General features: G+C 59.1%; 16 protein-coding genes and 1 pseudogene. 9 read left to right on the forward strand and 8 right to left on the reverse strand.

The genetic code is table 11. The features are described 5' to 3' along the window. Positions 1-251 precede the first annotated feature (251 nt). From XH85_RS40125 to XH85_RS40135, 3 genes are read left to right on the forward strand one after another with little or no spacing between them, the layout of a single operon-like run. The gene (locus XH85_RS40125) at positions 252-629 is read left to right on the forward strand and encodes a hypothetical protein (protein WP_164940649.1); all 378 of its coding nucleotides are present in this window, start codon (positions 252-254) and stop codon (positions 627-629) included. Next, positions 589-906: a PilZ domain-containing protein gene (locus XH85_RS40130; protein WP_128936347.1), complete on the forward strand. Its 318-nt coding sequence runs from the start codon at positions 589-591 to the stop codon at positions 904-906. The genes XH85_RS40125 and XH85_RS40130 overlap by 41 nt, the downstream gene beginning before the upstream one ends. 17 nt (positions 907-923) lie before the next feature. After that, positions 924-1,130, forward strand: coding sequence for a hypothetical protein (locus tag XH85_RS40135; RefSeq protein ID WP_128936348.1), 207 nt, complete (start codon positions 924-926; stop codon positions 1,128-1,130). 211 nt (positions 1,131-1,341) lie between these two features. On the opposite strand, the gene XH85_RS40145 is transcribed toward XH85_RS40135, so the two are convergent. Next, positions 1,342-1,557 carry an excalibur calcium-binding domain-containing protein gene (locus tag XH85_RS40145; protein WP_128936350.1) on the reverse strand — a complete coding sequence of 72 codons (216 nt, stop codon included), beginning with the start codon at positions 1,555-1,557 and terminating at the stop codon, positions 1,342-1,344. Between the two features lie 393 nt (positions 1,558-1,950). Here XH85_RS40145 and XH85_RS40150 point away from each other — a divergent pair. Both XH85_RS40150 and XH85_RS45650 read left to right on the forward strand, forming a co-directional pair. Then, a protein-coding gene (locus XH85_RS40150; RefSeq protein WP_128933672.1) for an IS3 family transposase occupies positions 1,951-3,137 on the forward strand; the annotation gives its coding sequence in 2 pieces (ribosomal slippage) (positions 1,951-2,203 and positions 2,203-3,137; 1,188 coding nt in all). Positions 3,138-3,598: 461 nt separating this feature from the next. Next, complete coding sequence (locus XH85_RS45650) at positions 3,599-3,772, forward strand: hypothetical protein (protein WP_164940637.1); 174 nt, start codon at positions 3,599-3,601, stop codon at positions 3,770-3,772. Positions 3,773-3,886: 114 nt separating this feature from the next. Here XH85_RS45650 and XH85_RS40155 read toward each other — a convergent pair whose 3' ends face one another. The 5 genes from XH85_RS40155 to XH85_RS40175 all read right to left on the reverse strand — a co-directional run bounded on the left by XH85_RS40155 (position 3,887) and on the right by XH85_RS40175 (position 7,585). Then, positions 3,887-4,297 carry a hypothetical protein gene (locus XH85_RS40155; protein WP_245473709.1) on the reverse strand — a complete coding sequence of 137 codons (411 nt, stop codon included), beginning with the start codon at positions 4,295-4,297 and terminating at the stop codon, positions 3,887-3,889. A gap of 314 nt (positions 4,298-4,611) precedes the next feature. Next, positions 4,612-5,766: an SMP-30/gluconolactonase/LRE family protein gene (locus tag XH85_RS40160; protein ID WP_128936351.1), complete on the reverse strand. Its 1,155-nt coding sequence runs from the start codon at positions 5,764-5,766 to the stop codon at positions 4,612-4,614. 445 nt (positions 5,767-6,211) lie between these two features. Beyond that, entirely contained in the window at positions 6,212-6,517 is a 306-nt protein-coding gene (locus XH85_RS45655; RefSeq protein WP_164940890.1) for a hypothetical protein, read from the reverse strand. Between the two features lie 107 nt (positions 6,518-6,624). Beyond that, complete coding sequence (locus XH85_RS40170; protein ID WP_128936352.1) at positions 6,625-7,107, reverse strand: hypothetical protein; 483 nt, start codon at positions 7,105-7,107, stop codon at positions 6,625-6,627. 289 nt (positions 7,108-7,396) lie between these two features. After that, positions 7,397-7,585: a DUF1330 domain-containing protein gene (locus tag XH85_RS40175; RefSeq protein ID WP_128936353.1), complete on the reverse strand. Its 189-nt coding sequence runs from the start codon at positions 7,583-7,585 to the stop codon at positions 7,397-7,399. A 459-nt stretch (positions 7,586-8,044) separates the two neighbouring features. Here XH85_RS40175 and XH85_RS40180 point away from each other — a divergent pair, with 459 nt between their 5' ends. Then, entirely contained in the window at positions 8,045-11,389 is a 3,345-nt protein-coding gene (locus XH85_RS40180; protein ID WP_128936354.1) for an adenylate/guanylate cyclase domain-containing protein, read from the forward strand. Positions 11,390-11,546: 157 nt separating this feature from the next. Here XH85_RS40180 and XH85_RS40185 read toward each other — a convergent pair. Further along, positions 11,547-12,978, reverse strand: a pseudogene (locus XH85_RS40185) (IS1182 family transposase). Positions 12,979-13,227: 249 nt separating this feature from the next. Further along, complete coding sequence (locus XH85_RS40190; protein ID WP_128936355.1) at positions 13,228-14,217, reverse strand: ABC transporter substrate-binding protein; 990 nt, start codon at positions 14,215-14,217, stop codon at positions 13,228-13,230. 548 nt (positions 14,218-14,765) lie between these two features. Here XH85_RS40190 and XH85_RS40195 point away from each other — a divergent pair. Genes XH85_RS40195 through XH85_RS40205 form a run of 3 tightly spaced genes read left to right on the forward strand, consistent with a single transcriptional unit; the run spans position 14,766 to position 19,544 of the window. Next, the gene (locus XH85_RS40195) at positions 14,766-17,936 is read left to right on the forward strand and encodes a GAF domain-containing protein (protein WP_128936356.1); all 3,171 of its coding nucleotides are present in this window, start codon (positions 14,766-14,768) and stop codon (positions 17,934-17,936) included. Continuing rightward, positions 17,908-18,297, forward strand: a complete 390-nt coding sequence (locus tag XH85_RS40200) for a response regulator (RefSeq protein WP_128936357.1) — start codon at positions 17,908-17,910, stop codon at positions 18,295-18,297. The genes XH85_RS40195 and XH85_RS40200 overlap by 29 nt, the downstream gene beginning before the upstream one ends. After that, positions 18,294-19,544 carry an adenylate/guanylate cyclase domain-containing protein gene (locus tag XH85_RS40205; RefSeq protein ID WP_128936358.1) on the forward strand — a complete coding sequence of 417 codons (1,251 nt, stop codon included), beginning with the start codon at positions 18,294-18,296 and terminating at the stop codon, positions 19,542-19,544. Before XH85_RS40200 ends, XH85_RS40205 begins: the two co-directional genes overlap by 4 nt. Positions 19,545-19,771: the final 227 nt, after the last annotated feature.

The following is a 19,771-nucleotide window of genomic DNA, read 5'->3' on the forward strand; positions in this document are numbered from 1 at the left end:
ATTGTGTCCGCCGAATTTCGATGCTCTCGATGCAACCTGCGTACTACGATACCGGTTGCTCGCAACTTGCTAACTTTTTTTCAACCGCTTTGACTTAAAAATTTGAACACGGACTTCGACGGTCGGTCGGCGTGGCCGTTCTTACGACCGCAATGCTTGCCCGAGTGGGCCTGTCTTTGTACTCGCGTATACCTGTATTTTCATTGCGATACCTTTCGGCACTGCCGCCGAACCAAATAGAGATTGCGACGATGTCGTCGGTGCTTAAATTTCGCCAGCCGCACAACGCGAACTCCAAGACGTCCCCCTCGCGCCAGAAACTGCCTGACATTCTCGCCAACATCGCCGCTCTGTTGTCGCGAGTTCAAGCTCTCGAAATTCAGACAATAGATGACGCTCGTCAGGCGATCTTCATTCTTGAACTCGCGAATGGCTGCATCCGGGTGATCGTCGGACAAATCCCACTGAACGAGACAGCCAGAACGACTCTACTGGCTCAGTCGGGGCGGATCGATCTGCTGATTGCAGAGACGCGCAGAGAGGCGACCTGTTTGTTTGAACCAACTGATTTGAAATCGTGGATTGCAGATGACCGAGGACAATCGAAAGGCGCACCGCGTTCGGTTTGAACACAAGCACATCGTGAGCATCATGGGTGTTGATGGCACGTGGCGAAGAAGCTGCATTCTCATCGATGCCTCTGCAAGCGGTGCCAAGCTTGAGGTCGAGGGCTCAACGGACCCCCTCAAGGCACAGGAGTTCTTCCTAGTTCTGTCGTCCACTGGACTGGCATTTCGGCGCTGCGAGCTGATTTGGGTGGATGGGTCTCACGTCGGAGTCCAATTCGTCACCGCAAAGACGAAGGCGACGGCAAGTCCACAGAAACGTCTTGTCGGCTCACAATGAGACGAGTTCGGCACCAAATGAGCGCTCAGCAACCTGACAAGCTTGTTGTCGGCAGTCGCTTCATGATGAGCGAGCTGGGGATCGTTCAGCTCCCACAGTTCGCCCATAAGACCGGCACCATTGTCGAAACCAGTAGTCGCACCCCTGGCGTGACGGTGCTGTTCGACGGCGCGGTCAGACCGACCGTCTTAGACCGAAGCTACATAGCTGCTCTCTCCAAGTGACGATCCTTTTTGCAGGTCGCGCTCACCATGAAAACACAGAAGCCAAAGCAATGGGCCGACCAAGAGGTCCGACGATTAGTCAGGCTCGCCCGGCAGGGAGTTGGCACATCGAGGATAGCCGCCGAACTCGGCCGCCACGCCGGATCGGTTAGGCGAATGGCGCGAACCGTGGGAATACTGTTGAAGAAGTAGCCGTTGGGAGCGCCGAAAACTACCGGACCGTTGAGCCTTTTAGTCTAGCCGTTGCAAGCGAAAGTGGCCGAGCAGCAGCTCCCCGCCGTGACGGCCATGGCTCGCAAGCAATTCCATCCCCGTCGCGATCGTGGTGCTTCCAATAGCCGGGCTCCCCCCGTCTCGCAGATGCCAAGCCGACTAAGCGGGCAAACTCACAGTTGGGCGCAGACGCGATATGTCTGAGCGTTGTCATGATCGGCCAAGAACTCGAAACAAGGGCCGGATAGTCGAGGCGTCGGCGGATCCTAGCCAACTCACCGTTGGCTTATCGAGGCCCAGCCTGCCGAGGAAAACCGTAGAAATGTGCGCCTCTCCTGATTGATCCATCCATCACGCTACCTTGCGCTACCCGCCCTCGGGCGGGTTTTTTTTGCATCGCGGATCAATGCGATGCGCAATGAGGACATGTGCCGTCTGCGGCTTCACTGAGCTGTCGTCCAATTTCTTCCCAAAGGTCTTTCGGCTCCCAATTCGTGCCATCGCTCCTGACGATCCTCTTGGCGCGCAAGGCATGGCTTCGGCCTGACCTGCCACTGCGTATTTCCTCCAGAAGGAGTTAGAGTCCGGCCCGAAGAAGGACGGACAGATGAAGCGAGCAAGGTTCACGGAAGAGCAGATTATCGCGGTATTGAAGGAGCATGAGGCTGGGGCGAAGACAGCCGACCTGGCTCGCAAGCACGGTGTTTCCGAGGCGACGATCTACAATTGGAAGGCCAAATTCGGCGGCATGGACGTTTCCGAAGCGAAGCGGCTGAGGGCCTTGGAAGAGGAGAACGCGAAGCTGAAGAAGCTTCTGGCCGAGCAGATGCTCGATGCGGCCGCACTTCGCGAGCTCCTTTCAAAAAAATGGTAGGGCCCGCCGCCAAGCGCGCTGCGGTCGCGCATCTGCAGGCCGTCATGAGCCTGTCGGAACGGCGGGCCTGCTCGATCGTGGAGGCGGATCGGAAGATGATCCGCTATCGCTCCAGCCGCCCGCCGGACGCAGTTCTGCGTGGCCGATTGCACGATCTCGCCAACGAGCGGCGGCGTTTCGGCTATCGCCGGTTGTTCGTCCTGCTGCGGCGGGAGGGCGAGCCCTCGGGGATCAACCGGATCTACCGGCTTTATCGCGAGGAAGGGCTCACCGTCCGCAAGCGGCGGGCTCGCCGCAAGGCCGTGGGGACCCGCGCCCCGATCCTGGTCGAGGCGAGGCCCAACGCGCGCTGGTCGCTGGACTTCGTCCACGACCAGTTCGCCAATGGCCGACGCTTCCGCATCCTCAACATCGTCGACGACGTCACCAAAGAATGCCTGGGCGCCATTCCGGAGACGTCGATCTCGGGGCAGCGCGTGGCCCGCGAACTGACGGCAATCGTCGAGCGACGCGGCAAGCCAGGAATGATTGTGTCCGACCATGGCACCGAGTTCACCTGCAACGCCATGCTCGCCTGGTGCAAGGACGCAGCCATCGATTGGCACTTCATCGCACCGGGAAAGCCGATGCAGAACGGCTTCGTCGAGAGTTTCAATGGCCGGATGCGCGATGAGCTACTCAACGAGACCCTGTTCTTTGATCTCGATGACGCCCGCGCCAAGATCGCCAACTGGGTCGCCGACTACAATCTCCAGCGTCCCCACTCGTCGCTGAAATACCTGACCCCCGCGGCCTACGCCGCCCACCTCACCGCAACGGACGATCGGCTGCGCAACCCCGACCAGCTCCGCCGATCGTCCGTTGCTCCATCCGCGCCACTTGGCGTACAAAACCTCAAGACTCTAACTGCCGCTGGATGAAAATGCAGTGGCAGGTCAGGCCGCATCATCACCGATGCGGATGGTTACATCAGAATGGAAGGGGGCAGACCTTGATTGCACGCGTAGTCTCTAGTGCATAGCGCACCGTGGCGCTGAGATCGTCGGCGAAATTCTTGGTGGACATGTCGAGAGCCTGGCGAGGACCAGCACGCAGTCAAGTAAGGCGCTACGCGGATCAGCAGTTAAGGCGAGGCCCGGTGTACCTAGGAGCCCGGGCCTCATAACCTCAGCAGCCTGACAAGAGGTTTTTCGGCTAAATGCGCAACCTACCGGCGATCGGAGCGAAGCGCTTTGATGTCGCCCAAAAAAACTGCCTCGCAGCGCAACATTGACGGAGCCGTCCGTAGTTGTAGGGCCGAGAGGGCAAGCTCTTGGCGTTACGTGTAATCGATCTTTGGCGTCTACTTCACATTGTATTTCGTGGATTTTCAGAAGGCTCCATGAGCGTCAAAGCCGTAATGGCGACGATCCTCCACAACCAACTAACATCGCGCGGTGTGCATTCGCTGACGCCGTCCGATTACGAGGAGATAGTCGAAGAGTTGGTCGAACAGCTCAAAGAGCTGGAGCTTAGCTTGGCCGCGCGAGAAATAACCGAGAAGTCCGAGCGGTAATAGTCAGAGACACAATCGCGAAGCACTCGCCCCACAGACTGCTCATAAATCGCGACCGTTCGGCCACTTTGGTTGACCGTGAGCGACAAACCCAGGGTCTCAGCCGGCCATCCGTTATGTCATGCTGCCGGGCATGAAGCAGCGGATGTCGATCCGCACCGGACCGCCCATCGGGCTTATGTAGACCGGCCACACCATCGTCCGGCCAACTCGATTCGGTTCTTTGATCACGGCGTCATCCGGAACGTCCCACCATTGGCCTTCGATGCGGACGCGATAATGCCCGCCTTTTGCTTCCCAATCGACGTCTGCCAACGCCGTCCCGTCAGCGTCGGAACAACAGGGGCCTTTGCCTGAGCGGAGGCTGTCGAACCAGCCTTTGAGAGGAGAGTTCGCGTATCGGCCATCGAGATCCCGGGCGGCCGCTTTGTGAAGTGTTAAAGTGGGGGCAGCGAGAACGAGTGGCAGGATAGAGGCGACAAAAATCATCCAGTCTCGTATTCCTGATTCTTCAGGCGCGGTCATTGCTTTATGCCTCTCGAAAATGCCGAGGAGGATGACGGCAGCACCAACGCAGCGGCTTCGCGTGAAAGCCCGCTATCTGGACTACATGAACGAGCCGTCATCAAGGTCGACGTTTGTCCTTTGCAATTCCCCTCTGCAAAACTAATGCCAAACCAAAATGGAGCCGGCGTTAAGAAAAACGAGCGACTAGTTGGCGTCACGGCCGCAAGAATGGTGACGACTGAGATCTGACCGGCGCGAGACCTGCGCAAAACCTAAGAGCCGCCCCGGCGGGAGCGGCTCTCTTTCTAAGATTGGCTGGGTTATCGCTGGCCTTACGGCTTCATAGAGCCCTGCACACTGGTGTAGACGGCATAGAGCGACGTCGAGCCACAGATGTACAGCCGGTTTCGTTGCTGACCGCCGAAGCACAGATTGGCGACAGTTTCGGGTATGTGGATCTTGCCGAGCAGTTCGCCGGCGGGAGTATAGCAACGCACGCCGTCCTCATTCGGGTCGCCCCAACCGACGGAAAGCCAAACTCGACCGTCGGTGTCAGTGCGCACGCCATCCGTAATGCTCGGCTTCGGCATGTCCGCAAAGACCTTGCTGTTCGAGACCTTTCCGGCGCTCACATCCAGGTCGAAGGAGCGGATCTGCGACGGATTGTTGGGCCCATCGGTGAAGCCGGTGTCGATGACATAGAGCTTCTTCTCGTCAGGCGAGAGCGCAATGCCGTTGGGCTCAACGAAGTCATCGACCACAACCTTGATATCACCAGACTTCGGATCGACCCGGTAGACGTTGCGCTTTTCCTGCTCCGGCTCGGCTTTGACGCCCTCGTAATAACCGCCGATCCCGTAGACCGGATCGGTGAACCAGATCGCACCGTCCGAAGTGACGACTGCGTCGTTCGGTGAGTTCAGCCTCTTGCCATTGTATTTGTCGGCGATGATCGTGATGGATCCGTCGAGTTCGGTCCGGGTCACCCGTCGCCCGCTGTGTTCGCAAGTAATCAGGCGTCCTTCCCGATCAATGGTGTTGCCGTTCGAATTCATCGAAGGCTGGCGATAGACGCTGACGTGTCCGTCATCCTCGGAAAACCGCATGATGCGGTTGTTGGGAATGTCACTGAACAGCACGTAACGCCCGGCCGCGAAGTAGACCGGGCCCTCGGCCCAACGGAATCCGGTCGCGACGCGCTCAACCGCCATAGTGCCGGCGAAGGCCGGGAAATCGGGGGGCCCGAACGATGGTGGCCCCTTCTTGGCAGATTCCAGATGGGAGTCCGGATAGCGGCCGCCGGGCAGCGGCCCCAAGGGCAACGGCTCGCTCGCCGTTGTTGGAGCGCCCGTTTGGCCGAGCGGCGGCGCGGTCGCCGCGGAGGCCGCCTTCACGCTCACGGCGGTTGTGGCGAGCGCTGCCGCACCCTTGATGATGCTGCGGCGATTGAGGGTTTGCGTGTAGGGAATGGACAGTGGAGTTGTCATGGTTTCCTCCCATCGATGGGAGGATCAAACAACCCCGGAAAGACCGAGTTCCAAAACTAGATCGCCTCAGCTCGGGGCGCCGTGCCGACGCCCTAACACAGGAAACGCGCATCGCTCGCCAGCACACACCGACCTTTAGCGAATGTCAGCTCGGGGAATTCGGCTGCGCGTCCGAGGGCAGACAAAACAAAGGCCCCGACGATGTTGCACGTCGGGGCCCTTCAAGATCATCGGGCCGGTTACATCCGCCGCGCCTTCTGATCGTTGATGTCGCCGATTACCGCATTCGATCTGGTGCAGAACATGGCAATGCTGCGGCATCAGCATGATCACATGCGGCACGAAAGCGCTCGGCCGCCAGCTCGCCCTTGCGCCACTCGGCGCGGCGTTTACGCTCCTTCGCCAACACCTTACGCGCCTCCACGTCCCAGATAATCTTGTCATCTCAGTCCAGCGTGCGCTTGATACGCAGCACGATGGACCGCACCATCAGAACGTCGCCATACGGCATCAGCAGGTCGCGCGCCGCGATATCGCAATGCGCGATGAAGCTCTCGACGGCATCCTCACTCTTGCAGAAGAGCAGCGCCAGTTCGCGGGCCTGACGCAGATCATCGACGGCAGACTGGCTATCGTCATCGCCCAACAGCATACGCTCAGCAGCCCGACCGGCTGCCAGCTCGATACAATGGCCGTACACGCTCGCAAAGACATCCGAAACCGAACCGATATCCTCGCCGGGCTTCGGCATTACAGGATGCGATGGCCTCCCGAATATCCGAGGCATCGCCACGACCTTCCGCAAGTGCCTCCTCGTGGCCCTCGCCCCATACGCGGCCCTCAAATCCGGTGCCGTGATCAACGGTCGCCCCATTGACCTGAAAACCGCTTCCGGCCGTCGAAGTCGCGATAATGCGAGCTGCGCAGCATAAACACGGTCATCGTGGGCGGGGGCTCGGTCGCCGACGCGACCGACGCAGGGGCGGGCTCACCCGGGATCGCCTGCCGATGCTCCCGGATCGCCTCGGGCATTGCCTTCAGCTCCGCCAGTGCGAAGTTGGCGGCAACCTCGATTTGACCCATGGTGTTCTGAACGAAGCTCGCCATTTCGCGGCTCTCGAAATGCCGGTGGCCGATCTCGGACAAGGCGGCGGCGAGCATGCGCGACTGGTCGAGATAACCCGCCAACGCCGCCTCAATGGCGCTCACCTGCTTGGCGAGTTTGTCCCGCGACGAGGCGCGCATGATGCGCTCGCGTTCGGCGGCGAGCTGGCGCTCGGCTTCCGCCTTGTCCTGTGCCAGGACAGCGAGAGCATCGTCGAGGGCCGCCAGCGAGGACATTGCTTTGTACACGACACGCTGCAAGTCGTCGAGGGAACGTTGATCGTGAAGATCGCCCGCCGGCGTGGACTGCGTTTGAGGAGGCAGCGAACCTCCAGAATGGACTGCCAGCCCAGTGCCAGCGGCAAGAACAGCTATTGCTATCGCAGCGAGATATTGAGTCCTCATGGCGATGGTCCTGTCATCACCCCATAACTAGCCGGACAGTCTCAGAAATGGTTCCCGAGCCGCCTAGAGGCCCTCAAGCATGGCTTTGCTTGCGCAGCTTAATCAGTGGCTGGTACTCAGGTTAGTTGTGCCAAGCGGCCAGTGAGTGCTGGTCAGGAAATTCGATGACGACGACGCGCTGCGGCTCCCAATGGCCGCCTTCCGGGAACTGATGCGCGTTACCCTTTGTCAGATACCGCCCACCGTATTTGTCGATCATAGGTCCAACCTTGATCCGATATTCTTCAAATATAGCGGGCTCCGTGATGATGTGATGTGTTCAGCGACAGGTAAGCCTTTGGCAGAGGCCAGTCTCCGCTTTGATTCGCATGCCGGAAAATTATCACGCCCACCAGCCCACCAGCGGCAGGGTCAGCGCCCGGTATTGCGCGATACAAAATGTCGTTGCGGGGACGCGCGACTGCCCGCCTGACAATATCTTACGACCTTGTTTCCCAATCTTGCCTCGCGCAAGCGACCGCCGGCGAGTTCGCTGGACATGGGGCTAATCCGGAGTGAGCGGCTTGCGTAATGGTCAATATTTCGGCCGTAATTGGCCAAGCTCCCAAAATGATTTCATTCCATAGGGGATCTCCGCGCGCAGGCAGCGAGGTTCACTAGCCGCGGTCGCCCACCGCTCCACTCACTCGCTGCGCGTTCGCTCTTTCTTCGTGTGTGATACCTTTGTGTAGTGTACGATTGTTCGGACATCGAGAGCGAGCGCCAGGCCATGAGAGGCGTCACGGAGTGGCTCGAGTCAATCGGCTTATCGGAGTACGCCCAGCGCTTCGCCGAAAACGGCATTGACCTCTCGGTCGTCCGCGACCTGACAGAACAGGATCTAAAGGAGCTGGGCGTCCTGCTAGGTCATCGGCGCAAGCTGGTTCGCGCCATCGCAGAGCTTGATGACGAAGTTAGGCCTCCGGCTAAAGCAGAGCTTTACCTGAGCCGACCGGATGAGGGCGAGCGGCGTTATCTTACAGTTATGTTTTGTGACTTGGTTGGCTCCACTGCCCTTGCGGCGCGATTGGACCCGGAGGATATGCGAACGCTGATTGGCGCGTATCACAGCTGCATCACCGAAGTCATAAGCCGCTATCAGGGAAAGATAGCCCGTTACATGGGCGACGGGGTGCTGATCTATTTCGGCTATCCGAAAGCGCATGAGGATGATGCCGAACAGGCTGTGCGCGCCGCCCTTGCAATCATTGATGCCGTAGCGAGCGTCCGGAATGTCGCCGCTGCCCTGGAGGTTCGCGTCGGCATTGCGACAGGCACTGTGGTGGTCACCGAGCTTCTGATTGGGAGTGTTCCGGCGGAGCAAGCAGTTGTTGGTGAGACGCCGAACCTCGCCGCGCGACTACAAACGATGGCCGAGCCAGGATCTGTGTTGATCTGCGCGAGGACGCGCCGGCTCGCCGGGGGGGAGTTCGAGTACTGCGAGCTAGATCCCGTCGTGCTGAAAGGCTGGGCGGAGCCGGTCCGGGCCTATCAGGTGCTGCGGACTAGCGGTGTCGAGAGCCGATTCGAGGCGATGCACACCACCAAGCTGCCACCGTTGTTCGGGCGTGACGAGGAGATGGAGCTGTTGTTACGCCGCTGGCGACAAGCTGTACAGGAAGAAGGTCGGGTGGTGACACTTACCGGCGAGCCAGGTATCGGCAAGTCCCACATTGCGTCGGCGCTTAACGAGCGGCTTCAGGGTGAATCCCACGCCACCCTGCGCTATTTCTGCTCCGAGCATCATACCCACAGCGCATTGTTCCCGTTCATCAGCCAACTCGAACGTGCTGCCGGATTTAAGCACAGCGACTCGCCTCAGGAGAAGCTATCCAAGCTGGACGCTCTGTTGGCGCAATCCACACGTAATCCCGAACACTTGGCAGTCTTGGCAAAGTTGTTGGTGCTGCCGGCGGATGATCACCACCGGCTGCAGGACCTCACTCCACAAAAACGTAAAGAGAAGACCTTCGCAGCACTATTGGCCCAGCTTGATGGATTAGCGGCGAGGCAGCCGGTCTTACTCATTTTCGAAGATGTACATTGGATTGATCCAACCTCGCTTGAGCTGCTCGCAGCTACGGTGGAGCATGTGCCGCAGCTTAGGGCACTGGTGCTGATCACGGCGAGAGCCGAATTCACTCCCCCCTGGCCGAGTTATCCTCACACCACCATCATCCCGCTCACCCGACTTAGCCGATATAACGGTACAGCGTTGGTCCTGCAGGTGACCGGAGGCAAAACCCTCCCCAAGGAGATAATGGAGCATATTCTCGCACACACCGATGGCGTGCCCCTATTTGTCGAGGAATTAACGAAGATGGTGTTGGAAGGCGGGCTTTTGCGAGAGCGTGACGGGGAATATGTTCTTGAGGGGCCTCTGCCGTCATTCGCAATCCCAACCACCTTGCAGGCTTCGCTGATGGCCCGCCTTGATCGGTTGTCACCGGTGCGGGATGTGGCTCAAATCGGTGCTGTCGCGGGGAGAGAATTTCACTACGAGCTTGTGAGCGCCGTCGCCGGGCTGCCGAAGCAGAGGTTGGACGAAGCTCTTGATCAGTTGGTCCGTTCGGAACTGATGTTCTGCAGGGGTGAAAATCCACACGCGGTATACACTTTCAAGCACGCTTTGGTGCGAGACGCCGCATATGCTGGGCTCCTGAAGAGCCGCCGCGTGCATCTGCACGCCGCTATCGCGAAGGCGCTCGAGCAGAAATTCCCCGAAGCTGTACGAACGCAGCCCGAGATTATTGCATACCACTATACTCAGGCGAAGAATCACGATCGGGCCTTACACTACTGGTACGAAGCAGGCAAACAGTCAGCGGCTCGCTCGGCGCACAATGAAGCGGTCCGTCACCTGAAGCAAGGGTTGGATCAGATTCCGCAGATCGACGACCCGATGCTACGCAACAAGTCGGAGTTGCTGCTTCAGATAACACTCGGCAACGCTCTCCGGGCAACTAAGGGTTGGAGCACTGACAGCGTGAAGCATGCGTACACGCGAGCGCTTCAACTCTGCAAAGAGAGTGGGCTTGACGAACATGTCTTGCCTGCGATCTTTGGTTTATGGACGTGGAACTTCGTTCACGCATCGCTTGGTGAAGCTCAAGCCCTTGCAGAACATTTGCTGGTTAGTGCCGAGAGGGCGGATAACTCGGTTTTCAGGGTTCTTGCCCACGAGGCTGTAGGGTTTACCTTGTTTGCACAGGGGAAATTTGCCGATGCTCACGCGGAGCTAGAACGTAGTCTTAGCCTCTGTGAGGACAGTAAGGCTGCGGAATATCTTGACCTGTCAGCGCAAGACCCCCGAGTTCATGTCCGGGTATACGACGGCATGACACTCTGCTTGCTCGGTCTTCCGGATCGAGCCTTGCGAACGTGCACCGAAGCTCGCCGATACGTAGATGCATCTCAACATCCCTTCAGTGAGGCAATCGTACGAACGATAAGCCTTCGGGTGCATCAGCTTCGCGGCGATGCCGCCGCTGTTGCAGGTGAGGCGAACGCCGCCGTTGCATTCTGCAAAGAACATGAGTTCGCGCACTATCTGGCTATGGCCCTTATTTTGCGCGGATGGGCAAGCGCTTACCAAGGCAACTTTGAGAAAGGTCTCGCCGAAATTCAGGAAGGCTTGGAACAAGAACGCGCCACTGGCGCGCTATTATTTGAGTCTTACGCTTTGGGCCTATCGGCGGATGCATGCATAGAGCACGGACACTATGCGAAAGCGCTCGGCTTTTTGAGACAGGCGCAATTGAGGCTTACTGAGGAGAGTTCCGAACGCTTCTACGCGGCTGAGATATATCGTTTGTTCGCCGAAGCCTACCTGCGATCGAACCAGGACTTGGATCAGGCGGAGTACTATTTTTCTAAAGGCCTTGATGTTGCGCGCGAACAGAAAGCGAAGTCCCTGGAACTTAGACTTTGTTTGAGCATGTGTGACCTGAGCGAACTGAGACACAACGCAGACAAGTGTCGCTTACAACTCGGCGAGATTTACGGATCGTTTAGCGAAGGTTTTGAAACTCCGGACCTTGTCAGAGCCAAGGCAAGATTAGAAAGCGCTTGGTAATGATCAGCTTTGGACTTCTTTGGATCGAAATGCGAGCGGGAGAGGGCTTCTGGCGCAAAGCGGGCATCCTGCGGACACGCCACTTCTGCTGTGGGTCTTGGCCGTGTAAAAACGGCCTTACAGGACCATCAGTCTTGAAGCCAAAACTGGTCCGGTCTCAGGCCGCGATCGCGGCGATCAGCGGCCTGATCCCGAGGATATTCATTGCTCGGGTCAGATTGTAGGCCAGAACCGAGAGGGCCATCTCGGCGGCTACCTTTGGGAGGGTTTTGGTCAGGAAGTGCGTTGCTCCCATGCGTGCCTTCATCGTGCCGAACGGGTGCTCGACAGTCTCGCGACGAAGGCGCATAGCGAGCGGGTTCGCATCGAGCCGCTGCTGCACGGTGTCGAGCAGATCCTCGTGCTCCCATCGCGTGATCCATCGCTCTGACCCGGGCGTACACTGGGGTTTGATCGAGCAATTCTTACAGGCGCTGGTCCAGTATCGCCGCAGCATCTTGTCGGCTTCTTCGTTTGTATAGCGATACGGCAATCGCTCCCCGGCCGGACAACGATAGGCGTCTTCCTCCGGCAAATAGACAAAGTCCTGCTTACCGAAGCGTCCGTCCGACTTGGCGCCCGAAGTCATCGGCTTAGGCAGAGTTACCGTGATGCCGGCCTCGTGGCAGGCGAGGATCTCCGGGCTGCTGAAGTAGCCGCGATCGGCAACGGCCTCGAGCGTCTCAGCCTTCAGAACAGCCTTCGCCTGCCTGGCCATATTGGCAAGTTGTGCCCGATCTGAGCCGCTGTTCGTCACCTCATGCGTGATGATCAGGTGATTGTCGGTATCGACGGCGACTTGGACATTGTAGCCGACAACGCCGGATCCGCGGCCACTGGTTGCCATCGAACGGCTATCCGGATCGGTCAGGGAGATTTGCTGATCCGGCGAAGCAAGCATCTGCTTCTCATAGGCAGCAAGCTTGCCCATCTCCCCCTTCAGCTTCGTCAGCTTCTCGGTAAGCCTCGTCACCTTCGCCGCCAGCGCCTCGCTCGGCTGCTGTCGGTCGGCCGTGTCAAGTTGGCTCAAATAGCGCGCGACGCTCTCCTCCAACTGAGCACGCCGCCGCTCCACCTTCGCGCGCGTGAAGTTCCTGTCCCGGTTGTTCACGGCCTTGAACTTGCTCCCATCGATGGCGACGCTCGCCGTCGTGAGAAGACCCATCCCGCGGCAGAGCTCGACAAAACGCGCACAGACCTTACGCAGCCCGACGCTGTTGTCCTTGCGGAAGTCCGCGATCGTCTTGTGATCAGGAGCAAGCCAGCCACATCACCTCGATGTTCCGTCCAGCCTCTCGTTCCAGCCGCCGGCTTGACTGTACCCGGTTCAGATAGCCGTAGATGTAAAGCTTCAGGAGAACCGAGGGGTGATATGACGGCCGGCCGGTCGCCGCCGGCGCAACTCCGCCGAAGCACATCTCGGCCAGATCAAGCGCATCGACAAACTCGTCGATCGCGCGAACAGGGTTGTTCTCGTCAATGAAATCATCGAGGCATTCAGGCAACAGCGTCCGCTGCCCACGATCCGCCTCTTCAACGAAGCGCCTCATCGATTCCCCCAAAGATCACAGGAGAATCATAACAGCAGCCCAGCGTTTTCACACAGCCAGGGTCATAAGCCGTCGATGACGGCGCCTTTGAGAAGGAACCAAAATTGATCTTGATAAGAGGGGTTAAGAGTTCTTGATTGGACGTTGAAGTTCTAGTGAGCCCAAACAATACCAGGTCGATGAATACGCACACGCGAAATGACGCGAAGGGCCATTTCCAGACTCATGCACGGCAGCATAGATCAGACGCTATTCGATCACCTCGTCGGCGCGGGCGAGCAGTGACGGTGGCGCGGTCAGCCCGAGCGCCTTCGCCGTCTTCAAGTTGAGAACCAGCTGGAATTTCGTCGGCTGCTGAACCGGCAGGTCGCCCGGGTTGGCGCCTTTGAGAATCCGGTCGACGTAGGCCGCCGCCCGGTGGAAGATATCGGCCGTATCGGGCCCGTAGGAGATCAGGCCGCCTTCCGCGGCGAACTGCCGGAATTGATAGATCGCCGGCAGCCGGTAGCGCTCCGCCAAGCCTATGATCAAGCTGCGGTTGGCGACCGTGAACACATCCGCCGCAGTAATCAGCCCTACGCCCGGGTCGCGTGCGAGCGCAGCCATCGTCGCTTCGATCTCGGCCCGGTCGTGCACCGGCGCGGGCTCCAGCTCGATTGAGGCTACAGACACGGCCGCGATATCTCGCAGCCAAACCGCGAAGAAGGGCCCCATCACGGGATTGAACAGGAGCTTCGCCCGGCTAGTCCGTGGCGCCATCTCCTTCAGCAGCTCAAGCCATTTCCCGACGATCTCGAACTCAATGAGGGTAAAGCCCGTGATATTGCCTCCCGGACGAGCGAGGCTCGCGACGAAGCCCTGACTCACCGGATCATTGACGATGGCAAAGACGATCGGGATCGTGCCGGTGGCTTGCTTCAACTCGGCGATGACCGGAGAACTGTTGGCGACGATCAGATCCGGAGCCGACTTCACCAACTCCGTCACGTAGGTGCGGATACGATCGGCATCACCCCCGGCAAAACGATAGTCGATGCGTATGGTGCGCCCATCGATCCAGCCAAGCTCTTCAAGCCTGTGGCGAAAAGCTGAAAGGCGGGCCTCCGACTCCGGATCATGCTCGGTGGTCGCCCCCAGCAAGACCCCGATCCGTTTGGTGCGGTCGTGCTGCTGCGCGCGTGCCGCGAGCGGCCAAGTCGCCGTACCGCCGAGGAGAGAAATGAAATCTCTTCGCCGCATGCGCCCTCCCCCTCAGAGGACCACGCCTTTGAAATGAAGAGCTTAACAGATTGGTGGCGCGCGGCTAAGGATTAGTTTGGAGACCGCCGAACAGCGGATTTCGATCGCAAGCTCGGACGAAACCAATTCCGCCGCCACGAAGCCGTCCCGAAGCACAAAGCGTGCTCTCATCGAGCCGAGGCCACAGCGCGGTCATGTTGGGCATCTGGTCGAGCCAATCTATCATCTCTTGTGTCGGGAGCGACTCGTTGAGGTGCACAGGCATCCGGGGGAGCTGACAACCTCTTATCAACACCAATGGCCGCGATTTCCTCTCCCGATGGCAGGAACCGCGATTAGATCTGGCCGACGATGGAGCCTTCAGAGTACCGGCGGGAGCTCAGCTGCACGCACAACCGTGAAGCGGATCATAGGCAAAGACTAGCCTTCGCCGATCTCCGTTCAGCGCAACGATTGGTAGAGATCAGTGCTTGCGTCGACTTAGCATTTCAGCCTCTCCTGCGCTGCAGCATGAGGACAAACTTGGGTATTGCTGCTAGACTTCAGTAATGAGCATCTCCGTCCACCCGGGTACGTCGCAGGGTCGGACGCTAGCGGGATCGCCGCTGGCGAGCACTGGGTCGGGGCCGGCTTCATCGACGGCGAGAACGCGGAGCCGACTGTTCACCAAATACGTTGCGCTGTTTGTTGCCGTCGTCGGCATCGCGCTGTTATCCAACGGCATCTTCGAGGTATTTTTCTATTATCGTGAGCACAAGGCGTCGCTGATCCGGATTCAGCATGAACAGGCGGAGGCCGCAGCGGCCAAGATCAGCCAGTTCATCAAAGAAATCGAGAGCCAGCTCGGCTGGACCACCCAACTGCCGTGGTCGGCGGGCTCGATCGAACAGCGACGCTTTGATGCCTTGCGATTGCTGCATCAGGTGCCAGCGCTCATGGAGCTCGCGCAGGTCGACTCGAGCGGCCGGGACCGGCTGCGCGTCTCCAAACTGGCCATGGACACAATCGACAGCGGACCTGATCTTTCCAAGGAGCCGAAATTCACCGAGGCCGTCGCCCACAAAGTTTATTACGGGCCGGTCTATTTTCGCCGGGAGTCCGAACCGTACATGACGTTAGCGGTGGCTGGCACGCGGAAGGATGCCGGTGTCAGTATCGGCGAGGTCAATCTGAAGCTGATCTGGGACGTGGTCTCGCAAATCAAGGTCGGCGAACACGGTCACGCCTATGTCGTGGGCGCGCAAGGGCGGCTGATCGCACATCCCGATATCAGCCTGGTCTTGCGCAATACCGATATGTCCAAGCTCGTCCAGGTGCGGGCAGCGCAGGCCGGCCACAGCGACGGCACGGCCGAGGCGCTGCAGGGCGCGCTGAATATCCAGGGGCAAGAGGTGCTGACGGCATCCGCGCCGATCTCTCCGCTGGGTTGGACCATGTTCGTGGAACTGCCGGTTGAGGAAGCCTATGCCCCGCTCTACGCCGCCTTGCAGCGGCTCGCGATCCTGCTCCTTGCGGCATCCCTGTTCGCAGTACTTGCAGGAATTTTGTTGGCGCGACGCATGGTCGGCCCCATACAGGCGCTGCGTGCCGGTGCCGCGCGCATCGGCGCCGGCGATCTCGCCCAGCGCATCTCAATCAAGACCGGCGACGAATTGGAGGGCCTAGCCGACCAGTTCAACGAGATGGGCGCGCGCCTGCAGGACTCTTACGCGGATTTGGAAAAGAAGGTCGAGTCCCGAACAACTGAACTAAGGGAGTCGCTCGAACAGCAAACGGCGACCGCGGAGGTGTTGCAGGTCATTAGCTCTTCTCCGGGCGAATTGGAGCCGGTTTTTCAGGCCATGCTGGCGAATGCGACTCGGCTGTGCGAAGCGAGCTATGGAGTGATGTGGCTTCGCGAAGGTGGCGCGTTCCGCAGCGCGGCGATCCACGGTGCACTGGCCGCTGCCTACGTCGAGCAATGGCGGAGCGGAACCCTCTATCATCCCAGCCCGCACGCCCCGCTGACCCTCGTCATGCAAACGCGAAGAGCGGTGCAGATACCCGATATGCGCGAAAGTCGCTCGTATCTTGACGGCGATCCGCTGCCTGTGGCGGCCGTTGAAGTGGCCGGCATTCGCACGCTACTCCTGGTTCCGATGTTCAAGGATGACGATTTGGTCGGCGCGATTGCGATCTACCGCCGGGAAGTGCGGCCTTTTACCAACAAGCAGACTGACCTCGTCACAAACTTCGCCAAGCAGGCGGTCATCGCGATTGAGAACACGCGGCTGCTCAGGGAGCTGCGTCAACGCACTGGCGACTTGACCGAGTCGCTGGAGCAACAGACAGCGACTTCCGAAGTCCTAGAAATTATCAGTTCGTCGGCCGGAGAGTTGGAGCCGATCTTCCAAAAAATGCTGGAAAATGCGACGCGGATCTGCGGCGCCAAGTTCGGCACCATGACCCTTTACGAGGAAGGCGGCTTTCGTACGGTCTCGCTATACAACGCGCCGCAGGCCTATATAGACACTCAGCTCTATCAGCTCATCCGCCCGCATCCGGAGAGCGGGCTCGGAATTGTCGAGAGAACCCATCAAACTGTTCACATCGACGACATCAGGACACAGCCGCCTTATCTCCAAGGCAATCCGAACGTTCGCGCCCTGGCCGATCTTGCCGGAGCTCGGACGGTCGTCATCGTGCCCATGCTGAAGGTGGACGAGTTGATCGGCACGATCACGATTTTCCGCCAGGAGGTGAAGCCATTCACTGAGAAGCAGACGGAGCTCGTTGCCAATTTCGCCAACCAGGCCGTAATCGCAATCGAAAATGCGACCCTGCTGAATGAACTGCGTGAACGCACGAGAGAGCTGTCGCAATCGCTGAACGATTTGCGTGCCGCGCAAGACCGCTTGATCCAGACGGAGAAACTTGCGTCCCTTGGTCAGCTCACTGCCGGTATCGCTCACGAAATCAAGAACCCGCTCAACTTCGTCAACAATTTCTCGGCGCTGTCTTCGGAATTGATCGACGAGCTCAACGACATGCTCAAATCAGATACGGCGCGTGAGGAGATCGAAGAACTTACGGCAACGCTGAAGAGAAATCTTGAAAGAATCGTGGAACATGGTAAGCGCGCCGACTCCATCGTCAAGAACATGTTGTTGCATTCCCGCGAGGGATCCGGCGAGCGCCGTCCTGCCGATATCAACGCGATCGTCGAGGAGAGCCTCAATCTAGCCTATCACGGCGCGCGCGCCGAGAGATCTGGCTTCAACATCACGCTCAAGCGCGACCTTGATCCCAACGCGGGCATGGTCGACATCTACCCCCAGGAAATCACGCGGGTGTTCCTCAATCTGATCTCGAATGGCTTCTACGCCGCGTCCAAGCGCAAGGAATCGGCCGACGAAGCATTCGAACCGACGCTTGTCGCGAGCACCAAGGCCCTCGGCGACGAGGTGGAAATCCGGATTCGCGACAACGGGACCGGTATCCCACCCGAGGTGAAAGAGAAGATATTCAATCCCTTCTTCACCACCAAACCCGTAGGCGAAGGAACCGGGCTTGGCCTCTCGATGAGCCACGACATCATCGTGAAGCAGCACGGCGGCAAAATCGACGTCGAGACCGAGCCAGGCGTTTTCACTGAGTTCATTATTACGCTGCCATGTACTGCGGCCGCAAAAGTGCAGAATGGAGGCAAAATTGACCGTCTATATTCTGGTCGTCGATGATGAGCCTGATGTCGAAGCCCTGTTCCGTCAGCAGTTCCGGCGCGACTTGCGCGCTGGCCGCTTCCTCATCGAGTTCGCCCCCTCGGCATCCGTGGCGCTGCAACGCGCCGTCGAGATCCGGGATGCCACGCTCATCCTGATCCTGTCGGACATCAACATGCCCGGCATGAGCGGGCTGGAGATGCTGCCGATGGTGCGTGCAGCGCGACCGGACGTTCCCGTGATCATGATCACTGCCTATGGCGACCAAGACACACGCCGAAAAGCGATCGAGCGTGGTGCAATTGGTCTTGTGACGAAACCGATCGATTTCACGCTGCTGCGGCAGGAAATCGACACGAGGCTCGAGCAGGCTGCATGAGGGCGACCATCCTTGTTGTCGATGACGAGCCCGACCTGGAGGCGCTGGTCCTGCAGAAATTCCGCAGGCAGATCCGCGAGGGCACGGTGCACTTCATGTTTGCCCGTGACGGCATTGAGGCGCTGCAATTGCTCGAACAGAACCCGCATGTCGATTTGGTGGTGTCGGATGTCAAAATGCCGAGAATGGATGGGCTGTCGCTCCTGCAGAAGCTCCAGGAGGCGGAAGACAAGAAGTGGACGATCATCGTCTCCGCCTACGGGGACATGAGCAACATCCGCACGGCCATGAATCGCGGCGCCTTTGACTTCCTTACCAAGCCCATCGATTTCACCGATTTTGAGAGGACCATTGACAAGACGCTCCGCCACGTTGAAATGATGCGCGAGTTTCGCCGGCGTCAGATCCAGGCCGAACGCGCGCATGCATCGTTATCGCGCTATTTCTCGCCACAGCTCGCAAGCCGGCTTGCTGCCGATGTCGAAGGCACCGGCATGGAGGTCTGCCGCCGCGACGTTGCGGCGATGTTCACGGATGTCACCGGCTTCACCGCGACGGCGGAACGCATTGCACCAGAAGTATTAGGTACATTGCTCAACGAATATATGGCGGGCATGACCGACATCGTCTTTGTGCACGAAGGCACCGTGGCGAAGGTGATGGGCGATGCCATTCACATTCTGTTTAATGCCCCAGAAGACCAGCCGGACCACGCAACACGCGCGATTGCTTGCGCCCACGACCTCGACGAGTGGGCCAGCGACTTTCGACAGCGCTGGAAGATGAGAGGCGTAAATTTCGGCATCACTCGCATCGGGGCGCATGCCGGCCCCGCGCTGGTTGGCAATTTCGGCGGTAGCCGCTTTTTCGACTACACCGCCCACGGCGATACCATCAATACTGCGGCGCGGCTTGAGGCCGCGAACAAGTTTCTGGGCACGCGCATTTGCGTCAGCGCAGCCATCGCCGAGCGTGCCGAAGACTTTCAGGGTCGCCCGATCGGCGATCTTGTCCTGCGGGGACGCAGCGAGCCGCTGCGCGCGTACGAGCCATTGAGGCCAGCCGCGTTCAAGGCGCCGGCGACGGCGGAATATGCGGAGGCTTTCGCAAGACTCGAGGCCGGCGATACCGCGGCCATACCGGCTTTTGCCGCGCTGGTCGGCATGCATGCGGAAGATCCGCTGGCCGGCTTTCATCTGAAACGTCTACTCAACGGTGCCAGGGGCGTCCGAATGCAATTGGAATAGGCCCGCATGCCTGATCGCCACGAACTATCGGTGTGCAGGGATCGGCGAGTGGGTCGGATTGCATTCATCGGTGCTGCATTGTGTTTCATTCGTGACCATCCGCCCAAAGCTTCTAACCAGGGGGCGTCACCGGATGCTTACCTATTCTTCGTGATTTCGCCTCCGGCTGTCTGTCAACTTCCGCTATGCTTCGTTAGCGACCAAGATCGCGCGGCGGTGCAATATGT

This window comes from Bradyrhizobium zhanjiangense, from assembly GCF_004114935.1.
In the GTDB taxonomy this organism is placed as follows: domain Bacteria; phylum Pseudomonadota; class Alphaproteobacteria; order Rhizobiales; family Xanthobacteraceae; genus Bradyrhizobium; species Bradyrhizobium zhanjiangense.

What these genes read in the sequence shown, in the direction of transcription:
- XH85_RS40190 (WP_128936355.1), bottom strand. Translation starts at nt 14,217, where the DNA reads ATGCGGCGAAGAGATTTCATTTCTCTCCTCGGCGGTACGGCGACTTGG.
- XH85_RS40160 (WP_128936351.1), bottom strand. Translation starts at nt 5,766, where the DNA reads ATGACAACTCCACTGTCCATTCCCTACACGCAAACCCTCAATCGCCGC.
- XH85_RS40125 (WP_164940649.1), top strand. Translation starts at nt 252, where the DNA reads ATGTCGTCGGTGCTTAAATTTCGCCAGCCGCACAACGCGAACTCCAAG.
- XH85_RS40195 (WP_128936356.1), top strand. Translation starts at nt 14,766, where the DNA reads ATGAGCATCTCCGTCCACCCGGGTACGTCGCAGGGTCGGACGCTAGCG.
- XH85_RS40135 (WP_128936348.1), top strand. Translation starts at nt 924, where the DNA reads ATGAGCGCTCAGCAACCTGACAAGCTTGTTGTCGGCAGTCGCTTCATG.
- XH85_RS45655 (WP_164940890.1), bottom strand. Translation starts at nt 6,517, where the DNA reads ATGCCGAAGCCCGGCGAGGATATCGGTTCGGTTTCGGATGTCTTTGCG.
- XH85_RS40130 (WP_128936347.1), top strand. Translation starts at nt 589, where the DNA reads ATGACCGAGGACAATCGAAAGGCGCACCGCGTTCGGTTTGAACACAAG.
- XH85_RS40170 (WP_128936352.1), bottom strand. Translation starts at nt 7,107, where the DNA reads ATGTCCTCGCTGGCGGCCCTCGACGATGCTCTCGCTGTCCTGGCACAG.
- XH85_RS40155 (WP_245473709.1), bottom strand. Translation starts at nt 4,297, where the DNA reads ATGACCGCGCCTGAAGAATCAGGAATACGAGACTGGATGATTTTTGTC.
- XH85_RS40180 (WP_128936354.1), top strand. Translation starts at nt 8,045, where the DNA reads ATGAGAGGCGTCACGGAGTGGCTCGAGTCAATCGGCTTATCGGAGTAC.
- XH85_RS45650 (WP_164940637.1), top strand. Translation starts at nt 3,599, where the DNA reads ATGAGCGTCAAAGCCGTAATGGCGACGATCCTCCACAACCAACTAACA.
- XH85_RS40145 (WP_128936350.1), bottom strand. Translation starts at nt 1,557, where the DNA reads ATGACAACGCTCAGACATATCGCGTCTGCGCCCAACTGTGAGTTTGCC.
- XH85_RS40205 (WP_128936358.1), top strand. Translation starts at nt 18,294, where the DNA reads ATGAGGGCGACCATCCTTGTTGTCGATGACGAGCCCGACCTGGAGGCG.